Consider the following 23,092-nt stretch of genomic DNA (forward strand, 5'->3'; position numbering starts at 1 on the left):
GCCAGAAGACGAGTCAGCCGCCTCAACGTGCATCCTCTTGCTTGACCCTATGGCCAGCCCCAGCGACAACCATCGCGATGCTGTCTGCCGACGCGGAGTCCAGCTCCGGATCGAAATACTGCGAATGCGCATCGATCGAAACACGGTTAAGGCCCACCAACGGCGGCCCCGGATCCGCTGCGAAGCGCCGCGCACCAAACTCTTCGCTTGCCGGGTCTCTCCCGAACCACAGACCGTCGTCTCCCCGATGAACCGTATCCACCACCAGCGACCCGGCTGGTCCGAGCGCGCTCCCCGCCGCACCGAGCAACCCCTTCTCCTTGGATGGCAGGTGAGTCACCACGTCATTCTCTGCGGCACCAACGAATACGTGCTCTCTACCCACTTTGAGATCCTCCGCGCGGTCCACACCAAGCCCCGGGCTGCCGACCAAGACGATGTCATCCACCCCAGGAATTCCGTCACCTCGCTGTGTGGCGGCTCCGACCGTTCTCGAACCGTACGAGTGTCCAATAGCCGTCATGTGCGGATCACCGTGGTCGTTCGATACAGCCAGCCCGGACATGAACCCATTGAACGCCTGTCCGCCGGTCTCGGCTCTTTCAGTGCCGGCGACCGCCAAACTACTCAATCCATCTGGGCTCTGAGGCGCGTCATAGCCCAGCCAGACGATTGCCGAGGTGGACTCATCGATCTCCCTGGCCGCCATAGCCGTGTCACGCGCCCGCTTCAAATCCCCCTGAGCAAACTCCTCATCCAACGACGTATTCAACCCCGGCACATAAGCCGCCACATTCCGCGAGGCATCCGGATTCCCGTACGAGACAATCGCCCGACCATTCCCCTGATCGCCGATCCCGAGCAGATACATGGGCGGCTCCCCCGGCTTCGGCACCGCCCGCAGCTGCCGGTCGATCTCCCGCAACGCCGCAAGCTTCGTCGCCGATTCGTCGTCGTCCCGCCCCTCCAGCTTCCCCATCAACAACTGGAGGTTGTCCCGGTTCGCCGCGTCCCGGACCAGGGCCGGAATCCCGTCCAGGTTGCCGATCTGGTCCGGATACACCGCGAGGTACTCCTCGCGCTGTTCGTCCGTCAGACCGGCCCACCACTCCTTGCGCTCGGCGGGACTCGCGTCGTGCGGGATCGCTTCCTTCAGGTAGGCGTGCGCCGCCTGCCGCACCGCCGCCGCATCGGCCGCGGCGTCCGTCCATGTCGCGGCCGGAACGGCCAACCCCTCATGCGCCTTCAGCGACCGCAGGATCCTCGCGTACCGCCAGTCCGCATCGGCCGCCGTCCGCACCGCCCGCGCCACGCGGTCCGCGATGTCCTGGGCCTTGCCCGCGTTCGGGTTGGGCGCGACGAGCCCCGAGGGGGTGGCCATGCCCGGGTTCGGGACCCCGGACGCCGTCCCGCCCGCCAGCGGCTTCCCGTCGACCAGGCCCTCGCCCGCCGCCGGATACGTCACCGAACCGTCCGCGTGCACCGTGAACTTCAGCGCCTCCGCATCGTCCAGCGCCCCCTGCAACACCCGCTGCTGAGCCTTGATCTCATGGGCCAGGCTGTTCAGCGCGGTCCGCAGCAGCCCGCACTCGGTATAGATGTACTGAAAGTTCATCCCCAGCCGGCGCAGCCGCCCCTCGGCCGCCCCCACTGCCTCCCCCTTCTGCGTGTCGCGCAGCCCGGGCAGCATCCGGCCCTCGATACGGTCCCGGGCCGCGTCGGCACGGTTGCTCACCCGGCCCCAGCCGTCCGCGGCCTCCTCCAGCTCGGCGCACTTCACGTCGCGTAACGCGGACCACGTCAGCGCGGAACCCGCCCCGCCGCTCCGTCCGCTCACCGTGCGCCGCCACCGCTCTGCGCCTTCACCCTGTCGAAGTCGCTTCTCACCCCCTCGTTCGTCCGTGTCTGCGCCTGGACGGCTCCTCGGAGACTCCCGGCGAGGCTCCCGCACTCGCGGCGCGCCGCCTCGATCCGGCGCTCCCAGGAGGCCCGCACGGTGCTCAGCTCGGCCAAGGCGGACAGCGCTCCGGCCCCGGCGATCACGCCTTGGTGCGCCGCCGCCAGTTCGCTCCTCACCGGGCCGAGGTGCGTGACCAAGTGGTCGGCCCCACCGGCGGCCCGCTGCCATGGGCCGCCGCTGTGCAGGAGATCCCCGTCCCCGGCCGTCCCCACCGATGCCGCAGATCCGACCGGCGCCCCCAGCCGCTCCCAGCCGTCGTTCGGCCGCCCGACCATGGTTACTCCACCCACACCGCTCACCCCGTTCACGCTGTTCTCCTGATCGTGGAGCGGCACTGTGCCAAATCCGCGGTACGCGACATGCCGCCCGTCAACGCTCCGGCGCCCCGGCTCCGCACCCACCCGGTCCCGTGGTTCCCGGCCGGGCGAAGCGGGGGCGCCGATCCCGTGGAGCCCTGCGGTTCACCCGAACGAAGGGGGGCCGAGCGCGAGCACAGGCACAGGCACAGGCACACCACGGTCGAGCCCCCTCCGCCGCACGGCGGAGACGCAGCCTTCGCCCTCGTGCCGCAGAACAGCGCACACCGGCTCAGAAACTGACGCCACGCCACACCACCCCGACCACGATGGAACGCATGACGCGATCCCGACAGGAACGCCCCACCGACGACACCGACGACACCGACGGCACTGACGGCACCGACCACACAGCACCCAACGACGCGACCGACTCGACCGGCTCCACCACCCGCACGCCCCCCGCGCTCCCCCCACCTCCCCCACCCGCACCGCCCTGGGCGGTCCGCTCCGCGCAGCTGATCACGCTGATCGTGCTGCCGACCGCGCTGTGGCGGCTGGCGATGGTTCTCGGGTTCCCGTCCGGGTACACCGCGGCGGGCTTCGTACCGTTCGACACCCCGGGCGCCAAGCTGTGGATGCTGACACTGAGCGTCGTCTGCGAACTGCTCGCCCTGCTCTCCCTCGGCCTGGTGCGGCCGTGGGGCGAAACGGTGCCCCGCTGGATACCTCGTGTCGGCGGCCGACGCGTCCGCCCCCTGGCCGCCGTCGTACCGGCCGCCGCCGGTGCTCTCGCGCTGACGGCGATCTGGGCCACCATGCCGCTGTGGTGGACGTACCCCCACACCGACATGCCCCCCACCGGCCGGCTCCTGGTCGGCGTCATCTACCAGCCGCTCGTCCTCTGGGGTCCGCTCCTCGGGGCCGTCACCGTCTCCTACTACCGCCGCACCCGCCCGGCCTGACGAAACATCGAACACGGTGCCGACCGGCGCACCGACGGCTCTCGAACGGCGCATACGAACACGCCGTGCCCCGCGAACGCTGCAACCGCACCAGAACCCATGGCCACCGTCGTTGCTCCTGGTCACACCCCGTGATACACAGAGTAACCAGGCATATACGTGGGGAGCCGGGACGAGCCGCAGGTCAGGGCGGCCGCCCCGGTCAAACGTGCGAGATCCGGGTAAAGAGACCCGGGAAGGCGTCGTGCGAGCGCGGTTTCATCAGCGAAGATAGAAGGCGACCCGTGCCGCACGGCACGGGCAGCGAACTACCCAACAGGGGCGGTGACTTACATGATCCTGGCAGCAGAGAAGGGCGACATCACCACCATCATCGGCGGAATCGCTCCGGACTGGGGGCCGTTCGGGACGCTGGGCAACGAGGCGCGCATCATGATCGAGGTGGTGATGGCCATCGCCATCCTGCTCTGCCTCGGCATCGCGATCTGGGGCGCGGCGAAGCAGCGCATCGGAGCGACGGCACTGCGCGACACGTTCAGCGCCGAGCAGGGCAAGGGCCTGATCGTGGCGGGACTGACCGGGGTCTTCATCATCGGCTCCCTGGGCACCCTGTTCACCATCGTGTACGGAATGGCCGTCTGACCCACCGCCGGCCACACCCGTCCGGGCCGTCCCAGCCCGCTCCCCACCATCCGCCCGTCGTGCCCACCGGCTGAGGTTGCGTTTCCCTGATGTCGAGTCACCACACCGCGCTCAAGCGGCAACCAGCACAGCTACCGTCGTCCTGCGCGGATCTGCACACGACCGAGGGGGCGAACGCGGCATGAGTCCCGGTGACGAGCACGACTACCGCGGCAAGGACCAGGGGAGCCGCTCCGACGACCCGTACAGCACCCTCGGCGGCACCCGTCAGACCCGTACCCGTCTTCCCGACGGCGACCCGGGCCACCCCCACGCGCGCCGCCCCGTCCGCAACTCCCGCTCGCTCGTGACGGTCACCGCCGTCGTGGTCCTCCTCGTCGCCGCCATCGCCATCGCGAACCGCGGCGGCGGCAGCGAGGACGCCGCGTCCCCGGGCGCCAAGGGCCGTGGAACCGCGGGCAGCGCCCCCACGGCACCCACCGGCACCAAGCCCGTCCGGGGCAAGAACGGCACGATCGCCTCCGGCTTCGCCCACGACGAGCAAGGGGCGCAGAGCGCGGCGGCGAACTATGCGGTGGCGCTGGGGTCGGCGGAGATGTTCACCGCGGAATCCCGCCGCAGCATCATTCAGGCGACGCATGATCCAGCGGTGGCCCAGAAACTCCAGGACGACCTGGACGCCGCCTATTCACCGGCGTTCTACAAGAACGTCGGCCTCAACGAGGACGGCACCACGCCCACCGGGCTGACTTTCGTGTCACGGACCGTCCCGGTCGGTACGAAGGTCGTCACGATGGAGACCGACGCCGCCACGGTGGAAGTCTGGTGCACCGGTCTCGTCGGGCTGGCCGGGCAGGACTCCACCAAGCCTGTCACCGGGACCTGGTTCACCATCTCGCAGGAGCTCAAGTGGGTCGACGGCGACTGGAAGATCTCGTCGTCGAGGCAGACGGAGGGCCCGACACCGGTCAACGGTGACAACCGTGCCTCCACGGCCGACGAGATGGCCGCAGCGGTCGATGCGTACGGAGGCTTCACCTATGCCCGATAGCCGACGGTTCCGCCTCTCCTCGCTGGTCGGCGTCGCCGGCCTCGTTCCTGCCGCGCTGATGGTCATGGCGCCGCGCGCCTCCGCGGACCCCACACCGAGCCCGACACCGTCCCCCAGCGGGAGCGACAATCCCTGCGACCTCATCGTCGGACTCGCCAAGGACTACTGCGAGGACGGCGAGAACGCCCGCAGCGGGTCACGTGCTCCTACCGACCTCGACAATCCCACCGACCCCCTCTCCTCCCTCGCCCGAGGCTGCGCCGACGCCGCCTCCTGGATCGTCGGCAAGCTCAGCGAGGCCGTCGAGTCCACGGCCAACGTCGACTTCACCAACCCCAAGTTCCTCCAGCAGTACGCCGTCATCTTCGCGGCCTCCACCGTCCTCACCCTGGTCCTCTGGCTCCTCGCCGTGGCCAAGCGCGCCATCCGCGGCGTCCCCCTCACCACCGCGATCTCCGAGGCCGTCGGCTTCCTCTGGCTCACCGTCCTCGCCTCGGCCTTCACGCCGCTGATCCTCTACACGATCGTCTCCGCCACCGACGGCGTCACCGACGTCATCTCCTCCGCCACCGGCGGCCAGACCGACGTCTTCTTCGGCTCGTTCGCCGAAGCCCTCAAGAAGGGCGAGGACATCGGCGGCGGACCGATCATGCTGATCGTCGTCTCGCTCGTCTCGATCCTCGCCGCCGGCATCCTGTGGCTGGAGCTCGTGATCCGCGCCGCCCTGCTCTACGTCGGCGCGCTCCTCGGCATCGTCGTCTACGCCGGCCTCGTCGACAAGAACATGTGGGGCCACGTCCGCCGCTGGGCCGGCATCATGATCGCGGTGATCATGGTCAAGCCGGTCATCGTCATCGTCCTCGGCCTCGCCGGAGCACTCTCCGCGGGCGACGGCCCCGACGCCTTCTCCGCCGTCGTCTCCGGTCTCTCCATCATCCTGCTCGCCATCTTCGCCTCCGCCATGATCTACCGCTTCGTCCCCGGCTTCGGCGACGAGATCCAGGGCGCCCGCACCAACCGCAAGCAGGCCACCGACGGCGCCCAGGCCGCCGCCCTGATCAGCTCCCCGGCCGCCCTCGTCTCCCAGGGCATCAAGACCCACAGCGGCCGCAACGACCAGAACAGCGGCGGAGGCGGAGGCGCCCGCCCCGCCAACCCGGCCAGCGGCGGCGTCGCCGCCCACAGCTCCCGTACCTCCGGCGGAGGCGGAGGCGGCGGATCCGTCCCCTCCGCCGCACCCTCCCCCCGCAGCGGGTCCGCACCCACCTCCGGAACCCCCCACAGCGGCCGCTCCCCCCGAGGCGGAGGCGGCTTCGGCACCACAGGTAACTCGAGCACAGGAGGTGGCGGGCGTTGACGACCCAGTCCCACACGATGGCGCCCCGCCGCACGTATCTCATCGGCCGCGCCCGGCCGAACGCGATCGTCGGCAAGAACCGCGAGACCGGCGAGATCGCCCTGATCATCGTCGGCGCGTTCCTCGGCATGATGAGCGGGCTCCTCGTCCCGGTCCTCTCCCTGCGCATCGTCTGCCTCGTGGGCTTCCCCATGCTGGCCCTCGCCATCGTGTACGTCCCGTACAAGGGCCGGACCTTCTACAAGTGGTTCGAGATCAACCGCAGCTTCAAGCGCTCCCTGCGCCGCGGCACCGCCTACCGCTCCGGCGCCATGGAAGCGGGCGTCAGCGCCGACGGCCGTGAGGTCGAGATCGGCCCGCCCCCCGGCATCGGCCGGATCAGCTGGCTCGCCGCCCCCTTCGGCCCCGACGAGATCGCCGTACTCCTCCACGCCGACCGGCGCACCGTCACCGCCGCCATCGAGATCGAGGGCCCCGGCGTCGGCCTCCGCGACAGCGAGGACCAGGAAGCCCTCGTCGACCGCTTCGGCACCCTCCTCAAGCACGTGGCCAACGGCGACGGCTTCGTCACCCGCCTCCAGATGCTCGCCCGCACCCTCCCCGCCGACCCCGACGCCCACGCCAAGGACGTCGCCCAGCGCGGCGACAAGACGGCCCCCGGCTGGCTCCAGGACTCCTACGACCAGCTCCAGTCCATGGTCTCCACCTCCAGCGAGCAGCACCGCGCCTACCTCGTCGCCTGCATGCACTACAGCCGCGAACTGGCCGCCGAGGCCAACGCCATGGCCCGCGCCGCCCGCCCCCACGGCGGCCGCAAGCTCGACCGCGACGCCGGCCTCGCCGTCGTCATGGCCCGCGAGCTCACCGACATCTGCGCCCGCCTCGCCGAGGCCGACATCCGCGTCCGCCAGCCGCTCGGCCAGAGCCGCCTCGCCTCCCTCGTGCACTCCATGTACGACCCCGACCACCCCATCGACCACATCCAGGCCATGACCAAACGCAACGCCTGGCCCGCCGAACTGGACGCCGTCGAGCCCACGTTCCTCCAGGCCAAGACCCGCGAGTCCACCACCCGCGCCCCCTGGTGCCACGCCACCGCCTGGGTGAAGGAGTGGCCGATGACCCCCGTCGGCGTCAACTTCCTCGCCCCGCTCCTCGTCCACACCCCCGACGTCATCCGTACGGTCGCCGTCTGCATGGAGCTCGAACCCACCGAGGTCGCCATCGAACGCATGCTGACCGAGAAGACCAACGACGACGCCGAGGCCAGCCGCCAGGCCAAGATGAACCGCACCGTCGACCCCCGCGACATCGCCGCCCACGGCCGGCTCGACCAGCGGGGTGAAGATCTCGCCAGCGGCGCGGCCGGAGTGAACCTGGTGGGGTACATCACGGTGTCGTCCCGTTCACCCGAAGCCCTCGCCCGCGACAAGCGCACGATCCGCGCCTCGGCCGGCAAGTCGTATCTCAAGCTGGAATGGTGCGACCGCGAGCACCACCGGGCCTTCGTGAACACGCTCCCGTTCGCCACCGGCATCCGCCGCTGACCCGAGCACCCGCACAGAACACCGAACCCGCCCCACCCGAACGACCCGAACGACCCGAATCACGCGAACCACCCGAACCGACCAACCGCACCAACCCGCAGGAAGAGAGGGCACCCACGCCATGCGAGACCCCCTGTCCGCATTGTCGGATGCCTTCACCTCCTTCCTCTTCGGCAAGGTGGAGACCACCCGCCTCCCCGTCCGTACGTCCACGGGCCAGGCCCAGGCCGTCTACCTCCCCACCGCCGCCCCCGGCCTCGGCGACAGCGGCGTGATCATCGGCCGCGAGGTCTACAGCGGCAAGGGCTACATCTACGACCCCTTCCAGCTGTACGGACAACAGCTCCCCGCCCCCCACTGGCTCGTCCTCGGCGAGTCCGGCAACGGCAAGTCCGCGCTGGAGAAGACGTACGTCCTGCGCCAGCTGCGCTTCCGCGACCGTCAGGTCGTCGTCCTGGACGCCCAGGGCGAGGACGGCGTCGGCGAATGGAACCTCATCGCCCAGGAGCTGGGCATAACCCCCATCCGCCTGGACCCCACCGCAGCGCTCAACGGCGGCATCCGCCTCAACCCCCTCGACCCCTCCATCACCACCACCGGCCAGCTCGCCCTGCTCCGTACGATCATCGAAGTCGCCATGGGCCACGGCCTCGACGAACGTTCCGGCTTCGCGCTCAAGGTCGCCCACGCCTACGTCACCGCGACCATCACCGACCGCCAGCCGGTCCTGATGGACATCGTGGAGCAGCTGCGCCACCCGGAGCCCGAGTCCGCCGAGGCGATGAACGTCGACATAGACGATGTACGGGCCTGGGGCCTGGACGTCGCCCTCGTCCTGGACCGGCTCGTCGACGGTGACCTGCGCGGCATGTTCGACGGCCCCACCACCGTCGGCATCGACCTCGACGCGCCCCTCATCGTCTTCGACCTCTCGCACATCGACCGCAACTCGATCGCGATGCCGATCCTCATGGCCATCGTCGGCGTCTGGCTGGAACACACCTGGATCAGGCCCGACCGCAAGAAGCGCATCTTCCTGGTCGAGGAGGCGTGGCACATCATCAACTCGCCCTTCGTCGCCCAGCTCTTCCAGCGCCTGCTGAAGTTCGGACGCCGCCTCGGCCTCTCCTTCGTCGCCGTCGTCCACCACCTCAGCGACGTGGTGGACGGAGCCGCGGCGAAGGAAGCGGCGGCCATCCTCAAGATGGCCTCCACCCGCACGATCTACGCCCAGAAGTCGGACGAGGCCAGAGCGACCGGCCGGGTCATCGGCCTGCCCCGCTGGGCCGTCGAGATCATTCCGACCCTCACCCCCGGCATCGCCGTCTGGGACGTCAACGGCAACGTCCAGGTCGTCAAGCACCTGATCACCGAGGCCGAACGCCCCCTGGTCTTCACCGACCGCGCCATGACCGAGGGATCGGCCCCGGACGCGGACGACCTGCTCCCCGAGGACATCCGCGCCGCCGAACTGGAGGCGGAGCAACGGGCGGCCCGGATCGAGCACCAGCAACGGATCAACGAGTCGTCAGAGTCAACGGTGGCATGACATGGCACGCCGGCCATCACGGGGCCGGGGCAGCGGCCCCGCCCACCACGACGGACACGACAGCCGGCCCCAGGGCGGCGGCATCCCGGACGGCCTGCTGATCGGCCTCCTGGGCCTCCTCCTCGCGGCCACCCTGGTCACCTGGACGGCCACCGGGCTGGCCGGGCTCCTCTCCCACGGGGCCTGGCCGGACGGCGTGACGTTCACCCGCTCCCCGCTCGCCCTGCGCGAACTGGCCACCGCCCCCCAGGACCTCCCCGCCGCCTGGCCCCAGACGCCCCCGGCGCAGCTCTCCGGATACGGGCTGTTCTGGGGCCTGTTCATCGGCGGACTGATGGTGCTGGTGGTCCTCACGGTGTTCACGCTCGGAGTCGTGGCCCGTGGTCGGGCCGTACGGGAACGACGCCGCGAGGAACGGTCGTTCACGCCGAACAAGCCACCGATCTCCACGGACAAGCAGGCACCGACGCCAACGCCGACATCGGCACAGGCACAGGCACAGGCACAGGCGACACCAGCAGCCACACCAGCACCAGCACCAGCACCAGCACCAGCACCAGCACAGGCTTCACCACCAGCGACGCCGACAGCAACACCCCACCCCCCAGCCGCACACCCGCCCGCGACCGAAGACACCCGCCCTCTCCCCGCGACAAGCGCGGCTGTCCTCCCCTCGCCCCGCACCCCTCTCCTCGTCTACGCTCCCGCCCCCGACCGCCGCCCCACCGTCGTCCAGGCCATCCACGACGCGGAAGGCCCCGCACTCGTCGTCACCTCGGACCCCACCGTCTGGGCCGAGACGAAGGACGCACGCGGCAAGCTCGGCCCGGTCCTCGTCTACGACCCGGGCCACCTCTGCGACACCCCGGCCCGCCTCCACTGGTCGCCCACCGAGGGCTGCGAGCTCCCCGACGCCGCCGCCGCACGCGCGGCCGCCCTGCTCGCCCCGGTACGCCCGCAGGCCCGGATCGACGCGGCGGTGGCCGACACCGCGCAGACGCTCCTCCAGTGCTGGCTGCACGCCGCCGCGGTGGACGGCCGCCCCTTCCGCCAGGTCCTGCGCTGGGCCTCCGGGGCCGGCGCCCACGAACCGGTACGCCTCCTCCGTACGCACCCCAAGGCCGCGTCCGGACTCGCCGGGCTGCTGGAGTCCGCGCTCACCGCCTATCCGGAACGGCGGGAAGTGGCCCAGGAACTGACGGTACGGGCGTTCGCCGCACTGTCCACGGTGCACATCCGCGAGGCCTGCACGGCGAACCGAGCGGATTCCCTCGCGCTGGAATCTTTTGCGGACGAAGGGGGAACGCTCTACCTGGTGGGCGAACCCATCGAGGATCCGCGCGCCCGCCCCGGCGCGATGCCCCTCCTCACCGCGCTCGCCGCAGACGTGGTCGAGCACGGCCGCCGCATGGCCGCACGGTCATCCGCCGGTCGGCTCGACCCACCAATGACGCTCGTCCTCGACGACGTCGCCGCCGTGGCCCCGCTGCCCCAGCTCCCGGAACTCCTGGCGACCGGCCAGACCCGGCCGGGCTGCACGCCCCGCCCCTGGCTGCAAGCCTGATCCACCGCCGAAGCTCCCCGCGCCGCCTCTCCTCCGGCTCCATCCGACGGGCACGAACAGCGTGCCCACCACCCCGGTCGCGGCGCCTCCGCGACGAACTGCCGGACCCGGCCGCCCCCGTCCTCGGCCGCGGCCGCAGCGCGTTCCTGCCAGAAGACGTCCGGCCGTACCACCGCCTCCTCGTACGACTCCAGGAACGCCACCGGCGCCGCCGGATCCTTCAGGGCGTCCAACCGCAGCTGCCTGACCTGCGGCCATTCATCGGCCCGCACCACACGCATCACATAGTCCATGCCCCGATCCTCACCCCCGCCCGCCCCACGCTCAACCGAGTAAGCCCACCGAGCACGGGTCCCCCGGCACACCCCGTCGTACCCCGGTACTACGCCCCGGCCCACGTCCCACCCCCGGTCGGACGACCGCGCCCCGCCGGCTCCGTAGCGTCGAGAGCATGATCACGGCACACGGACTCACCAAACGGTACGGCGACAGAACCGTCGTCCAGGACCTCGACTTCACCGTCCGCCCCGGCACGGTCACCGGATTCCTCGGTCCCAACGGAGCCGGAAAGTCCACGACGATGCGCATGCTGCTCGGCCTCGACACCCCGACCCGCGGCCGCTCCACCGTCAACGGACGCTCCTACGCCACCCACCCGGCGCCCCTCACCCAGGTCGGCGCCCTGCTGGAGGCCCGCTCCGTCCACCCCGGCCGGTCCGCCCTCGACCACCTCATCGCCCTCGCCCACACCCACGGCATCCCGCGCCGCCGCGTGGAGGAGGTCATCGACCTCGCCGGGCTGACCGACGCCGCCCGCCGAAGGGTCAAGGGCTTCTCGCTCGGCATGGGCCAACGGCTCGGCATCGCCGCCGCACTCCTCGGCGACCCCGCCACCGTCATCCTCGACGAGCCGGTCAACGGCCTGGACCCGGAGGGCGTGCTGTGGATCCGCACCCTCCTCACCTCCCTCGCCGCCGAAGGCCGTACGGTCCTCGTCTCCTCCCACCTGATGAGCGAGATGGCCCTCACCGCCGACCACCTGATCGTCATCGGCCGCGGCAGGCTCCTCGCCGACACCACCGTGGCCGAGCTGATCCGCTCGGCGGGCGGCCAGTCCGTCAAGGTCGTCACCCCGCAACCGAAGGAACTGAGCGCACACCTGGCGGCCCCGGACGTGACCATCACCGCCACGCCCAACTCCACGCCCGGCTCCACTCCCGCCTCCACCACCGAACCCCCGGCCCAGGAGCTCCGCATCCGGGGCGTGGACGCCACGCGCATCGGGAGCATCGCCGCCGCGCACGCGATCACGCTGCACGAACTGACTCCGCAGACCGTGTCGTTGGAGCAGGCGTTCATGGACCTCACCCAGGAATCGGTGGACCACCGCGCGCACCACCACCGCATCGGAGCAGCAGCATGACCACAACCCGCCCGGCCCACCCGGCCCACCCCACACCGTCACCACCCCCCTCCCTCTCCCCCTCGCCGTACCGCATCACCCCCACCCACGTCCTGCGCTCGGAATGGCACAAGCTCCGTTCCCTGCGCTCCACCTGGATCACCGTCGTCTCGGCGGTCGTCATGGTCCTGGGCGTCGGCCTGATCATGGGCGGGACGTACACCTCGGGCGGCGGGGACTCCGACGTCGACACGGTCGTCCTGACGCTGTACGGCAGCATGCTCGGTCAGCTGTGCCTGATCGTCCTGGGCATCCTGATGACCGCGGGCGAGTACGCGACGGGCATGATCCGCTCTTCGCTCACCGCCGTACCCGCCCGGCTCCCCGTCCTGTGGGCCAAGGCCGCGGTGTTCGCCGCCACCGTCTTCACGGTGATGTTCGCGACGGCCCTGGTCACGTTCGCGGCGGCCCAGGCCTTCCTCCACGACACCGACCAGGCGGCCTCGTTCACCGACCCGGGCATCCTGCGCGCCCTCGCGGGCAACGCCGGCGCCCTCACGCTGATGGGCCTGATCGCACTCGGCCTCGGCGCACTGCTGCGCTCCGTGCCCGGGGCGATCGGTGCGGTCATCGGCGGCGTCATGATCCTGCCGGAGGTCCTCGGGATGCTCCCGTACGACGCCGTCGAGCGCGCCATCATGTACTTTCCCACCCAGGCCACCGGCGCCCTGGGCTCCGCCACCCCCATCCCGGGCACCATCGCCCCCGGCGCCGCCCTGCTCGCCCTGTCGCTGTGGGCGGGCACGACGCTCGCCGCGGCAGCGCTGGCGCTCAAGCGCCGCGACGTCTGACACACGAGGAGCCACCAGGTGACGGACCGCCCCCAGCCCCCCTCTCCGCTCACCGGCACCGACGCTACGACGGCCCCCCTCACCCGGATCATCCGCGACACCCTGGACCGCCTCCGCGCCTTCGACCGACACCGGCCACGGGCCTGGGACACCGCGCTGACCGCCTTCTGGGTCGTGGCGGCGGTGCTCGACTACACCTCCGGCGGCTGGCGAACCGTCGCACACGACGACGTGACAGCGCCCGAGTTCCTGGTGCTCCTGATGAGCCTCGGCTTCTCGTTGCCCCTGCTGTGGCGCCGCACGCACCCCGTGGCCGTACTGCTCCTGATGGCACCGGTGTCGGTCGTCAACATCTGGACGGGGGCCGTGGTGCAGGCCGCCCTCCTCCAGCTGATCCCGGTCTTCCAGATCGTGCTGCGCTCGTCCCTCCGCACGGTCGGGTCGGCGGCCCTGCTGTTCGTCGTCCCGGTCCTGGCAGGCGGCGTCCGCATCCCCGCAGCCTGGGGCCAGGAAGTGGTCTCGTACGTCTGGGGCCTGGTGTTCGTGGTGCTTCTGGGCATAGCGGTACGCACCCGGCGCGAGTACACGGAGGCCCTGGTCGAACGCGCACACCGGCTGGAACACGAACGCGACCAGCAGGCCCGGCTCGCCGCCGCCGCCGAACGCACCCGCATCGCACGGGAGATGCACGACATCATCGGCCACAACCTCTCCGTCATCACGGGCCTCGCGGACGGTGGCGCGTACGCGGCCCGGAAGAACCCGGAACGCGCGGGCCAGGCGCTGGAAGCCATCGGCACCACCAGCAGACAGGCCCTCGCCGAACTCCGCCGCCTCCTGGGCGTCCTGCGCGACGACCACCCCGACGCCGACCGCGCCCCCCAGCCCACGCTCGACGAACTGGCCCCCCTCATCGACCGCGTACGCCGGGCGGGCCTGCCCGTCCACCTGGAACTGAACGGCGACCCCCTACAGGCATCCCTCACCCCGGGCCGCCAACTCACCGTGTACCGGGTGATCCAGGAAGCCCTGACCAACACCCTCAAACACGCCACCGGCCCCACGTCCGCGACGGTCACACTCACCTGCTCGCGCACACACCTGGACACCCACATCACCGATACGGGAACCGCAGCCGAACTCGGCACCTCAGCGGGCACCACAGCGGGCACGACCACCGGCACCATCGCGGTAACGGAGGAAACCCCCCTGCCGGCCCAGGGCATCATGGGCATGCGGGAACGCGCCGCACTGTACGACGGCACCCTCGAAGCGGGCCCACTGCCGGACCACGGCGGATGGCAGATTCGGCTCCGACTTCCCCTGGAGGACACGCACCAGTGACGACCGTACTCATCGCGGACGACCAGCCGATGCAGCGCTTCGGCTTCCGCATGCTGCTGGAGAGCCAGGACGACATGACGGTCGTCGGCGAGGCGGGCAACGGCACCGAGGCCGTCAACCTGGTCGCCCGCCACCACCCGGACGTCGTGCTGATGGACATACGGATGCCGGGCCTGGACGGCATCGAGGCAACCCGGCGCATCATCGCCTCGGGCGCCGGCACCCGCATCCTGATCGTCACGACCTTCGACCTCGACGCGTACGCCTACGACGGTCTGCGCGCCGGAGCCAGCGGCTTCCTGGTCAAGGACGCCCTGCCCGAGGAACTCCTGGCCGGCATACGTGCGGTGGCCGCCGGCGACGCGGTGGTCGCCCCGACCCTGACGCGCCGTCTCCTCGACGCGTACGTCCACCACCTCCCGGCCGTACCCGGCGCACCGACCGCGTCGGACCCGCGCATCACCGCACTGACGGAACGGGAACGGGAAATCCTCACCGTCATCGGCCAGGGCTGGTCCAACACGGAAATCGCCACCCGCCTCCACCTCGCCGAGTCCACGGTGAAGACGCATGTGACCCGCATCCTCGCCAAAACAGGCGCGAGGGACCGCGTCCAGGCAGTGATCCTGGCCTACGACACCCGCCTGGTCACCCCGATGTGACAGTGCGTAAGAACCCCGGAACGCAGAAAAGCCCCGCACCAAAAAGGTGCGGGGCTTTCCCGGAAAAATTGTTCGGCGGCGTCCTACTCTCCCACAGGGTCCCCCCTGCAGTACCATCGGCGCTGAAAGGCTTAGCTTCCGGGTTCGGAATGTAACCGGGCGTTTCCCTAACGCAATGACCACCGAAACACTATGAAATTTAGAACACCGGATGTAAACACGGCCGTTCGTTATTTCAGAACTAACACAGTGGACGCGAGCAACTGAGGACAAGCCCTCGGCCTATTAGTACCAGTCAGCTCCACCCGTTACCGGGCTTCCACATCTGGCCTATCAACCCAGTCGTCTACTGGGAGCCTTAACCCCTCAAAGGAGGTGGGAATACTCATCTCGAAGCAGGCTTCCCGCTTAGATGCTTTCAGCGGTTATCCTTTCCGAACGTAGCCAACCAGCCATGCCCTTGGCAGGACAACTGGCACACCAGAGGTTCGTCCGTCCCGGTCCTCTCGTACTAGGGACAGCCCTTCTCAATATTCCTACGCGCACAGCGGATAGGGACCGAACTGTCTCACGACGTTCTAAACCCAGCTCGCGTACCGCTTTAATGGGCGAACAGCCCAACCCTTGGGACCGACTCCAGCCCCAGGATGCGACGAGCCGACATCGAGGTGCCAAACCATCCCGTCGATATGGACTCTTGGGGAAGATCAGCCTGTTATCCCTGGGTACCTTTTATCCGTTGAGCGACAGCGCTTCCACAAGCCACTGCCGGATCACTAGTCCCGACTTTCGTCCCTGCTCGACCCGTCGGTCTCACAGTCAAGCTCCCTTGTGCACTTACACTCAACACCTGATTACCAACCAGGCTGAGGGAACCTTTGGGCGCCTCCGTTACTCTTTAGGAGGCAACCGCCCCAGTTAAACTACCCATCAGACACTGTCCCTGATCCGGATCACGGACCCAGGTTAGACATCCAGCACGACCAGAGTGGTATTTCAACGACGACTCCACAACCACTGGCGTGGCCGCTTCAAAGTCTCCCACCTATCCTACACAAGCCGAACCGAACACCAATATCAAACTATAGTAAAGGTCCTGGGTCTTTCCGTCCTGCTGCGCGAAACGAGCATCTTTACTCGTAGTGCAATTTCACCGGGCCTATGGTTGAGACAGTCGAGAAGTCGTTACGCCATTCGTGCAGGTCGGAACTTACCCGACAAGGAATTTCGCTACCTTAGGATGGTTATAGTTACCACCGCCGTTTACTGGCGCTTAAGTTCTCAGCTTCGCCAACCCGAAAGTCAGCTAACCGGTCCCCTTAACGTTCCAGCACCGGGCAGGCGTCAGTCCGTATACATCGCCTTACGGCTTCGCACGGACCTGTGTTTTTAGTAAACAGTCGCTTCTCGCTGGTCTCTGCGGCCACCCCCAGCTCACCGAGTAAATCGGATCACCAGTGATGGCCCCCCTTCTCCCGAAGTTACGGGGGCATTTTGCCGAGTTCCTTAACCATAGTTCACCCGAACGCCTCGGTATTCTCTACCTGACCACCTGAGTCGGTTTAGGGTACGGGCCGCCATGAAACTCGCTAGAGGCTTTTCTCGACAGCATAGGATCATCCACTTCACCACAATCGGCTCGGCATCAGGTCTCACCCTTAACGTGTGACGGATTTACCTACCACACGGGCTACACCCTTACCCCGGGACAACCACCGCCCGGGCTGGACTACCTTCCTGCGTCACCCCATCGCTTACCTACTACAAGTCTGGTTCATCGGCTCCACCACTACCCTCAACTCCGAAGAGATCGGGCCGGCTTCACGGACTTAGCATCGCCTGATTCAGTACTGGGCGTTTCAAAGCGGGTACCGGAATATCAACCGGTTGTCCATCGACTACGCCTGTCGGCCTCGCCTTAGGTCCCGACTTACCCTGGGCAGATCAGCTTGACCCAGGAACCCTTAGTCAATCGGCGCACACGTTTCTCACGTGTGTATCGCTACTCATGCCTGCATTCTCACTCGTGAACCGTCCACAACTCGCTTCCGCGGCTGCTTCACCCGGCACACGACGCTCCCCTACCCATCCCAGCCCCCGTTGGGGGTACATGCTGGAATGACACGACTTCGGCGGTACGCTTGAGCCCCGCTACATTGTCGGCGCGGAATCACTTGACCAGTGAGCTATTACGCACTCTTTCAAGGGTGGCTGCTTCTAAGCCAACCTCCTGGTTGTCTCTGCGACTCCACATCCTTTCCCACTTAGCGTACGCTTAGGGGCCTTAGTCGATGCTCTGGGCTGTTTCCCTCTCGACCATGGAGCTTATCCCCCACAGTCTCACTGCCGCGCTCTCACTTACCGGCATTCGGAGTTTGGCTAAGGTCAGTAACCCGGTAGGGCCCATCGCCTATCCAGTGCTCTACCTCCGGCAAGAAACACACGACGCTGCACCTAAATGCATTTCGGGGAGAACCAGCTATCACGGAGTTTGATTGGCCTTTCACCCTAACCACAGGTCATCCCCAGGTTTTCAACCCTGGTGGGTTCGGTCCTCCACGAAGTCTTACCTCCGCTTCAACCTGCCCATGGCTAGATCACCCGCTTCGGGTCTAGAGCGTGCAACTCAAACGCCCTATTCGGACTCGCTTTCGCTACGGCTTCCCACACGGGTTAACCTCGCTACACACCGCTAACTCGCAGGCTCATTCTTCAAAGGCACGCAGTCACGACACAAGGACAAGTCCTTGTGCGACGCTCCCACGGCTTGTAGGCACACGGTTTCAGGTACTATTTCACTCCGCTCCCGCGGTACTTTTCACCATTCCCTCACGGTACTATCCGCTATCGGTCACCAGGGAATATTTAGGCTTAGCGGGTGGTCCCGCCAGATTCACACGGGATTTCGGCCCCGTGCTACTTGGTGTCTCTCAAACAAGCCGCTGATGTTTCAGCTACGGGGGTCTTACCCTCTACGCCGGACCTTTCGCATGTCCTTCGCCTACATCAACGGTTTCTGACTCGTCTCACAGCCGGCAGACTGTAAAAGAGAGATCCCACAACCCCGAATGCGCAACCCCTGCCGGGTATCACACGCATACGGTTTGGCCTCATCCAGTTTCGCTCGCCACTACTCCCGGAATCACGGTTGTTTTCTCTTCCTGAGGGTACTGAGATGTTTCACTTCCCCTCGTTCCCTCCACACTGCCTATGTGTTCAGCAGCGGGTGACAGCCCATGACGACTGCCGGGTTTCCCCATTCGGAAACCCCCGGATCAAAGCTTGGTTGACAGCTCCCCGGGGACTATCGTGGCCTCCCACGTCCTTCATCGGTTCCTGGTGCCAAGGCATCCACCGTGCGCCCTTAAAAACTTGGCCACAGATGCTCGCGTCCACTGTGCAGTTCTCAAACAACGACCAGCCACCCATCACCCCGTCCTTAACAGACGAGTTCACTGGGACCGGATCAGAAGGCAGCCTCTCGGCCGTACCCTCAGATACCCAACAACGTGCCCGACACGATCAACCCGTTCCCGTTTTCCACGCCGAAGCAGTACTAACGAAACCGTGCTCACCGTGCCGAATAGTCAACGTTCCACCCATGAGCAACCAGCACCGAACATTCGCCGGTGTACTGGCCTCTGACCAAACTCGAGAGCCTGGTAAGAAGTGCTCCTTAGAAAGGAGGTGATCCAGCCGCACCTTCCGGTACGGCTACCTTGTTACGACTTCGTCCCAATCGCCAGTCCCACCTTCGACAGCTCCCTCCCACAAGGGGTTGGGCCACCGGCTTCGGGTGTTACCGACTTTCGTGACGTGACGGGCGGTGTGTACAAGGCCCGGGAACGTATTCACCGCAGCAATGCTGATCTGCGATTACTAGCAACTCCGACTTCATGGGGTCGAGTTGCAGACCCCAATCCGAACTGAGACCGGCTTTTTGAGATTCGCTCCGCCTCGCGGCATCGCAGCTCATTGTACCGGCCATTGTAGCACGTGTGCAGCCCAAGACATAAGGGGCATGATGACTTGACGTCGTCCCCACCTTCCTCCGAGTTGACCCCGGCAGTCTCCTGTGAGTCCCCATCACCCCGAAGGGCATGCTGGCAACACAGAACAAGGGTTGCGCTCGTTGCGGGACTTAACCCAACATCTCACGACACGAGCTGACGACAGCCATGCACCACCTGTATACCGACCACAAGGGGGGCACCATCTCTGATGCTTTCCGGTATATGTCAAGCCTTGGTAAGGTTCTTCGCGTTGCGTCGAATTAAGCCACATGCTCCGCTGCTTGTGCGGGCCCCCGTCAATTCCTTTGAGTTTTAGCCTTGCGGCCGTACTCCCCAGGCGGGGAACTTAATGCGTTAGCTGCGGCACCGACGACGTGGAATGTCGCCAACACCTAGTTCCCAACGTTTACGGCGTGGACTACCAGGGTATCTAATCCTGTTCGCTCCCCACGCTGCCCTCAGCGTCAGTAATGGCCCAGAGATCCGCCTTCGCCACCGGTGTTCCTCCTGATATCTGCGCATTTCACCGCTACACCAGGAATTCCGATCTCCCTACCACACTCTAGCTAGCCCGTATCGAATGCAGACCCGGGTTAAGCCCGGCTTTCACATCCGACGACAAGCCGCCTACGAGCTCTTTACGCCCAATAATTCCGGACAACGCTTGCGCCCTACGTATTACCGCGGCTGCTGGCACGTAGTTAGCCGGCGCTTCTTCTGCAGGTACCGTCACTTTCGCTTCTTCCCTGCTGAAAGAGGTTTACAACCCGAAGGCCGTCATCCCTCACGCGGCGTCGCTGCATCAGGCTTTCGCCCATTGTGCAATATTCCCCACTGCTGCCTCCCGTAGGAGTCTGGGCCGTGTCTCAGTCCCAGTGTGGCCGGTCGCCCTCTCAGGCCGGCTACCCGTCGTCGCCTTGGTAGGCCATTACCCCACCAACAAGCTGATAGGCCGCGGGCTCATCCTTCACCGCCGGAGTTTTAACCCCGTCCCATGCGGGACAGAGTGTTATCCGGTATTAGACCCCGTTTCCAGGGCTTGTCCCAGAGTGAAGGGCAGATTGCCCACGTGTTACTCACCCGTTCGCCACTAATCCACCACCGAAGCGGCTTCATCGTTCGACTTGCATGTGTTAAGCACGCCGCCAGCGTTCGTCCTGAGCCAGGAACAAACTGTTGTGAACACACAACGGGCACACCACGAGCGGAACATAAGACGGTCGGAATAGGTTCACAGCGTCCTATTGCCTACCGCCACCCACAAGGAGCGGAACGGCAGGACTTTCAAAGGAACCACCAACCTGCCGAAGCAGGCCGGGGTATCAACATATCTGGCGTTGACTTTTGGCACGCTGTTGAGTTCTCAAGGAACGGACGCTTCCTTCGGTCCCGTTTCACCGGGGCCCTCCGGGCGCTTCCCTTCGTTCTTGCGTTTCCGACTCTATCAGACTCTTTCGTGTCCGATTCCCGGTCGAAGCGGGCCGTGCAGTTTTCGCTTTCCAGGTTCTTCGCTTTCGCGTTTTCCCTTTCGGCGAGTCCGACTCTATCAGATCCTTTCGGGCCTGATTCCCAGTCAGCGGGGCTTGTCTTCCCGGCTGTTGGGCCGTTCCGACGCTCAAACTCTAGCGGATTCTCCCGGCGGCTCATAATCGGGCCCTCGTCATGAATTCCGGCATGCCGAAATCGTCCCGAGTGGGAGATCGTGCTGAAGTTTGGTTGCCGCGTTCGCGGCGGGATCGGCTGCCGCGGAACCGTTCCGGCTCCGTGACAACTCGGAGAACTTTACGGATCCACCAGGGGTGTGTCAACCCTCCCCCGGTGGCCCCTGCGGCGACCTCCGCAGGACCTCCGGCGTGGCCGTCAGTCCAGGTCGGTGAGGCGGCCGCCGGCGTCCGGCTGGGCGTGTTCCACGCGGCGCAGGAGGCGGACCAGCAGTTCGCCGAGGACACCGCGTTCGTCGCCGGACAGGTCCTGGAGGAGGTCCTCCTCGAAGTCGGTCGCCATGCGCATCGCCTCCAGCCACTTCGTACGGCCTTCGTCGGTCAGCTCGACGATGACGCGGACCCGGTTGTTCTCGTCGCGGTCCCGGGTGACCAGGCCCTCGCCGGCCATCCGGTCGATGCGGTGGGTCATGGCGGCCGGGGTGAGACCGAGGCGCTTTGCCAGTTCGCCGGGGCCCAGCCGGTAGGGGGCGCCCGACAGGACCAGGGTCTTGAGGACCTCCCACTCGGCGTTGCTGATGCCGAGGGCGGCGACCTGCCTCCCGTACGCGACGTTCATCCGGCGGTTCAGGCGGCCCAGCGCGGAGACCACCTGTTCGACCTGCGGGTCGAGGTCGCGGAACTCGCGCTGATAGGCGGCGATCTGTTCGTCGAGGCTCGGCTCGCTGGGGCCGGGCTCCTCGGTGCTCTCAGACATGGCGGGCAGTATGGCACGCCTTCACCACCCTTGAAGTCCTTCAGGCTGTAGTTTTCACCTTCTAAGTTTAGTGCTAAAGTCTTCGAGTCTGATTCCTTCAAGATCTTGAGGTAGGTGAGTGTGACCAGGGAGATGGGCGCAGCGCTGCGGCGGATCCAGCTGGGCAGCGCGCTGAGCGCGTTCGGGCTCGGGTTCACCGTTCCGTATCTGTACGTCTACGTGGCGCAGGTACGGGATCTGGGCGCCGGGACGGCGGGAGTCGTCCTGGCGGTCTTCGCGATGGCGGCGCTGGCCGTTCTGCCGTTCACCGGGCGGGCCATCGACCGGCGGGGCCCGTTGCCCGTGCTGGTGGTGGCCTCCGCTCTGGCCTCCGTGGGCGCCGCCGCCCTGGGGTTCGCGAGCAGCGTTCCGGCCGCCGTGCTGGCCGCCGCGGTCCTCGGTGCGGGGACCGCCGTCATGCAGCCCGCCCTCGCCACGATGCTCGTGTGGTGCTCCAGCACCGCGACCCGTACACGCGCCTTCGCCATGCAGTTCTTCCTGCAGAACCTGGGGCTCGGCCTCGGCGGGCTCGTCGGCGGGCAGCTGGTGGACGTGGACCGTCCGGCGAGCTTCACGATGCTCTTCCTGATCGAGGCCGCGATGTTCGTGGTGCTCGGTGTCGTCGTGACCACCGTGCGGATGCCGCGTACGGCTTCGCTCGGCGGTGCCAGGCCGGCGGACGGCTCCGCCGCGAAGGGCGGCGGGCTGCGGGCGCTGCTGTCGCACCGGGCCATGGTGCAGCTGTGCGTGCTGGGGTTCGTGCTGTTCTTCGCCTGCTACGGGCAGTTCGAGTCCGGGCTCGCCGCGTACGGCACGGAGGCCGCCGGGATCGAGCCCTCCACCCTCGGCTTCGCGCTGGCCGCCAACACCGCGGTCATCGTCGTCGCGCAGTTCGTCGTACTGCGGCTCGTGGAGCGCCGGCGGCGCAGCCGGGTCATCGCCGCGGTCGGCCTGATCTGGGCGTTCGCCTGGATCGTCGCCGGATACGCGGGGCTGGGCCACGGCAGCCAGGCCATGGCGACGGCCGCGTTCATCTCGACGTACGCGCTGTTCGGGCTCGGTGAGGCAATGCTGTCGCCGACCGTCGCGCCGCTGGTCGCGGATCTGGCGCCGGAGTCGATGGTCGGGCAGTACAACTCGGCGTTCGCCCTGTGCAAGCAGCTCGCGCTCGCGGTCGGTCCGGCCGTCGGCGGGCCGATGGGGGCGTCGCTGCACGGCCCGTACATCGTGACCTTCGTGCTGTTCTCGCTGGGCATCACGGTGCTCGCGCTGCGGCTGGGCCGTCGGCTCACCCCCGTACAGGACCAGCCGTCGCTGGCGGCCGTCCCCTCGCGGGTGGTGGCGGTGTCACTGCCCGAAGGTGCGGACGGCGCGGTGCCCGCCGGGAACGGCGCGCCCGCTCCCGCCTCGGCTGCCGCCGGTCACTGACCGG

Annotated in this window: 15 protein-coding genes and 3 rRNA genes; 12 read left to right on the top strand and 6 right to left on the bottom strand. The window is 67.3% G+C overall.

The features are described from left to right. Positions 1 to 22 precede the first annotated feature (22 nt). Together KV381_RS16870 and KV381_RS16875 are read right to left on the bottom strand one after the other, a co-directional pair. On the bottom strand, positions 23 to 1,837 hold the full coding sequence (locus tag KV381_RS16870; protein ID WP_218785543.1) for an alpha/beta hydrolase: 1,815 nt from the start codon (positions 1,835 to 1,837) through the stop codon (positions 23 to 25). After that, positions 1,834 to 2,235, bottom strand: a complete 402-nt coding sequence (locus tag KV381_RS16875; protein ID WP_256995082.1) for a hypothetical protein — start codon at positions 2,233 to 2,235, stop codon at positions 1,834 to 1,836. The genes KV381_RS16870 and KV381_RS16875 overlap by 4 nt, the downstream gene beginning before the upstream one ends. A gap of 359 nt (positions 2,236 to 2,594) precedes the next feature. On the opposite strand from KV381_RS16875, the gene KV381_RS16880 reads away from it, so the two are divergent. The 11 genes from KV381_RS16880 to KV381_RS16930 all read left to right on the top strand — a co-directional run bounded on the left by KV381_RS16880 (position 2,595) and on the right by KV381_RS16930 (position 15,190). After that, positions 2,595 to 3,221 carry a hypothetical protein gene (locus KV381_RS16880; RefSeq protein WP_256995083.1) on the top strand — a complete coding sequence of 209 codons (627 nt, stop codon included), beginning with the start codon at positions 2,595 to 2,597 and terminating at the stop codon, positions 3,219 to 3,221. Positions 3,222 to 3,554: 333 nt separating this feature from the next. Beyond that, entirely contained in the window at positions 3,555 to 3,863 is a 309-nt protein-coding gene (locus KV381_RS16885) for a hypothetical protein (protein ID WP_003968086.1), read from the top strand. Positions 3,864 to 4,044: 181 nt separating this feature from the next. After that, on the top strand, positions 4,045 to 4,914 hold the full coding sequence (locus KV381_RS16890; protein WP_218785545.1) for a hypothetical protein: 870 nt from the start codon (positions 4,045 to 4,047) through the stop codon (positions 4,912 to 4,914). Next, on the top strand, positions 4,904 to 6,271 hold the full coding sequence (locus KV381_RS16895; RefSeq protein WP_030088742.1) for a hypothetical protein: 1,368 nt from the start codon (positions 4,904 to 4,906) through the stop codon (positions 6,269 to 6,271). The genes KV381_RS16890 and KV381_RS16895 overlap by 11 nt, the downstream gene beginning before the upstream one ends. Further along, entirely contained in the window at positions 6,268 to 7,818 is a 1,551-nt protein-coding gene (locus KV381_RS16900; RefSeq protein WP_030088740.1) for an SCO6880 family protein, read from the top strand. The genes KV381_RS16895 and KV381_RS16900 overlap by 4 nt, the downstream gene beginning before the upstream one ends. 121 nt (positions 7,819 to 7,939) lie before the next feature. Then, entirely contained in the window at positions 7,940 to 9,367 is a 1,428-nt protein-coding gene (locus KV381_RS16905) for an ATP-binding protein (RefSeq protein ID WP_030088738.1), read from the top strand. Position 9,368: 1 nt separating this feature from the next. Next, a complete protein-coding gene (locus KV381_RS16910; protein ID WP_218785547.1) occupies positions 9,369 to 10,931 on the top strand; it encodes a type IV secretory system conjugative DNA transfer family protein in 1,563 nt (520 codons plus the stop codon). A 451-nt stretch (positions 10,932 to 11,382) separates the two neighbouring features. Beyond that, positions 11,383 to 12,354: an ABC transporter ATP-binding protein gene (locus KV381_RS16915; protein WP_030625519.1), complete on the top strand. Its 972-nt coding sequence runs from the start codon at positions 11,383 to 11,385 to the stop codon at positions 12,352 to 12,354. Further along, positions 12,351 to 13,184: an ABC transporter permease gene (locus KV381_RS16920; RefSeq protein WP_218785549.1), complete on the top strand. Its 834-nt coding sequence runs from the start codon at positions 12,351 to 12,353 to the stop codon at positions 13,182 to 13,184. The genes KV381_RS16915 and KV381_RS16920 overlap by 4 nt, the downstream gene beginning before the upstream one ends. A gap of 18 nt (positions 13,185 to 13,202) precedes the next feature. After that, the gene (locus KV381_RS16925) at positions 13,203 to 14,528 is read left to right on the top strand and encodes a sensor histidine kinase (protein ID WP_218785551.1); all 1,326 of its coding nucleotides are present in this window, start codon (positions 13,203 to 13,205) and stop codon (positions 14,526 to 14,528) included. Then, a complete protein-coding gene (locus tag KV381_RS16930) occupies positions 14,525 to 15,190 on the top strand; it encodes a response regulator transcription factor (RefSeq protein ID WP_098025353.1) in 666 nt (221 codons plus the stop codon). Before KV381_RS16925 ends, KV381_RS16930 begins: the two co-directional genes overlap by 4 nt. Before the next feature lie 70 nt (positions 15,191 to 15,260). On the opposite strand, the gene rrf is transcribed toward KV381_RS16930, so the two are convergent. The 4 genes from rrf to KV381_RS16950 form a co-directional block, all read right to left on the bottom strand. Next, a 5S ribosomal RNA gene (gene rrf / locus KV381_RS16935) occupies positions 15,261 to 15,377 on the bottom strand. Positions 15,378 to 15,455: 78 nt separating this feature from the next. Beyond that, a 23S ribosomal RNA gene (locus tag KV381_RS16940) occupies positions 15,456 to 18,568 on the bottom strand. Between the two features lie 302 nt (positions 18,569 to 18,870). Next, a 16S ribosomal RNA gene (locus KV381_RS16945) occupies positions 18,871 to 20,387 on the bottom strand. Together the 16S, 23S and 5S rRNA genes form the textbook arrangement of a ribosomal RNA operon. 676 nt (positions 20,388 to 21,063) lie before the next feature. Beyond that, entirely contained in the window at positions 21,064 to 21,621 is a 558-nt protein-coding gene (locus KV381_RS16950) for a MarR family winged helix-turn-helix transcriptional regulator (RefSeq protein ID WP_030633517.1), read from the bottom strand. A 132-nt stretch (positions 21,622 to 21,753) separates the two neighbouring features. Between KV381_RS16950 and KV381_RS16955 the strand changes: the two genes are divergently transcribed. After that, positions 21,754 to 23,088 carry an MFS transporter gene (locus KV381_RS16955; protein ID WP_030089092.1) on the top strand — a complete coding sequence of 445 codons (1,335 nt, stop codon included), beginning with the start codon at positions 21,754 to 21,756 and terminating at the stop codon, positions 23,086 to 23,088. The last annotated feature ends 4 nt before the right edge of the window (positions 23,089 to 23,092 follow it).

This window comes from Streptomyces sp. WY228 (genome assembly GCF_019287315.1).
GTDB lineage: Bacteria > Actinomycetota > Actinomycetes > Streptomycetales > Streptomycetaceae > Streptomyces > Streptomyces caviscabies.

Coding starts and splice junctions, on each gene's coding strand:
- KV381_RS16905 (WP_030088738.1), top strand. CDS start 7,940: ATGCGAGACCCCCTGTCCGCATTGTCGGATGCCTTCACCTCCTTCCTC.
- KV381_RS16955 (WP_030089092.1), top strand. CDS start 21,754: ATGGGCGCAGCGCTGCGGCGGATCCAGCTGGGCAGCGCGCTGAGCGCG.
- KV381_RS16880 (WP_256995083.1), top strand. CDS start 2,595: ATGACGCGATCCCGACAGGAACGCCCCACCGACGACACCGACGACACC.
- KV381_RS16875 (WP_256995082.1), bottom strand. CDS start 2,235: ATGGTCGGGCGGCCGAACGACGGCTGGGAGCGGCTGGGGGCGCCGGTC.
- KV381_RS16920 (WP_218785549.1), top strand. CDS start 12,351: ATGACCACAACCCGCCCGGCCCACCCGGCCCACCCCACACCGTCACCA.
- KV381_RS16895 (WP_030088742.1), top strand. CDS start 4,904: ATGCCCGATAGCCGACGGTTCCGCCTCTCCTCGCTGGTCGGCGTCGCC.
- KV381_RS16950 (WP_030633517.1), bottom strand. CDS start 21,621: ATGTCTGAGAGCACCGAGGAGCCCGGCCCCAGCGAGCCGAGCCTCGAC.
- KV381_RS16890 (WP_218785545.1), top strand. CDS start 4,045: ATGAGTCCCGGTGACGAGCACGACTACCGCGGCAAGGACCAGGGGAGC.
- KV381_RS16910 (WP_218785547.1), top strand. CDS start 9,369: ATGGCACGCCGGCCATCACGGGGCCGGGGCAGCGGCCCCGCCCACCAC.
- KV381_RS16885 (WP_003968086.1), top strand. CDS start 3,555: ATGATCCTGGCAGCAGAGAAGGGCGACATCACCACCATCATCGGCGGA.
- KV381_RS16915 (WP_030625519.1), top strand. CDS start 11,383: ATGATCACGGCACACGGACTCACCAAACGGTACGGCGACAGAACCGTC.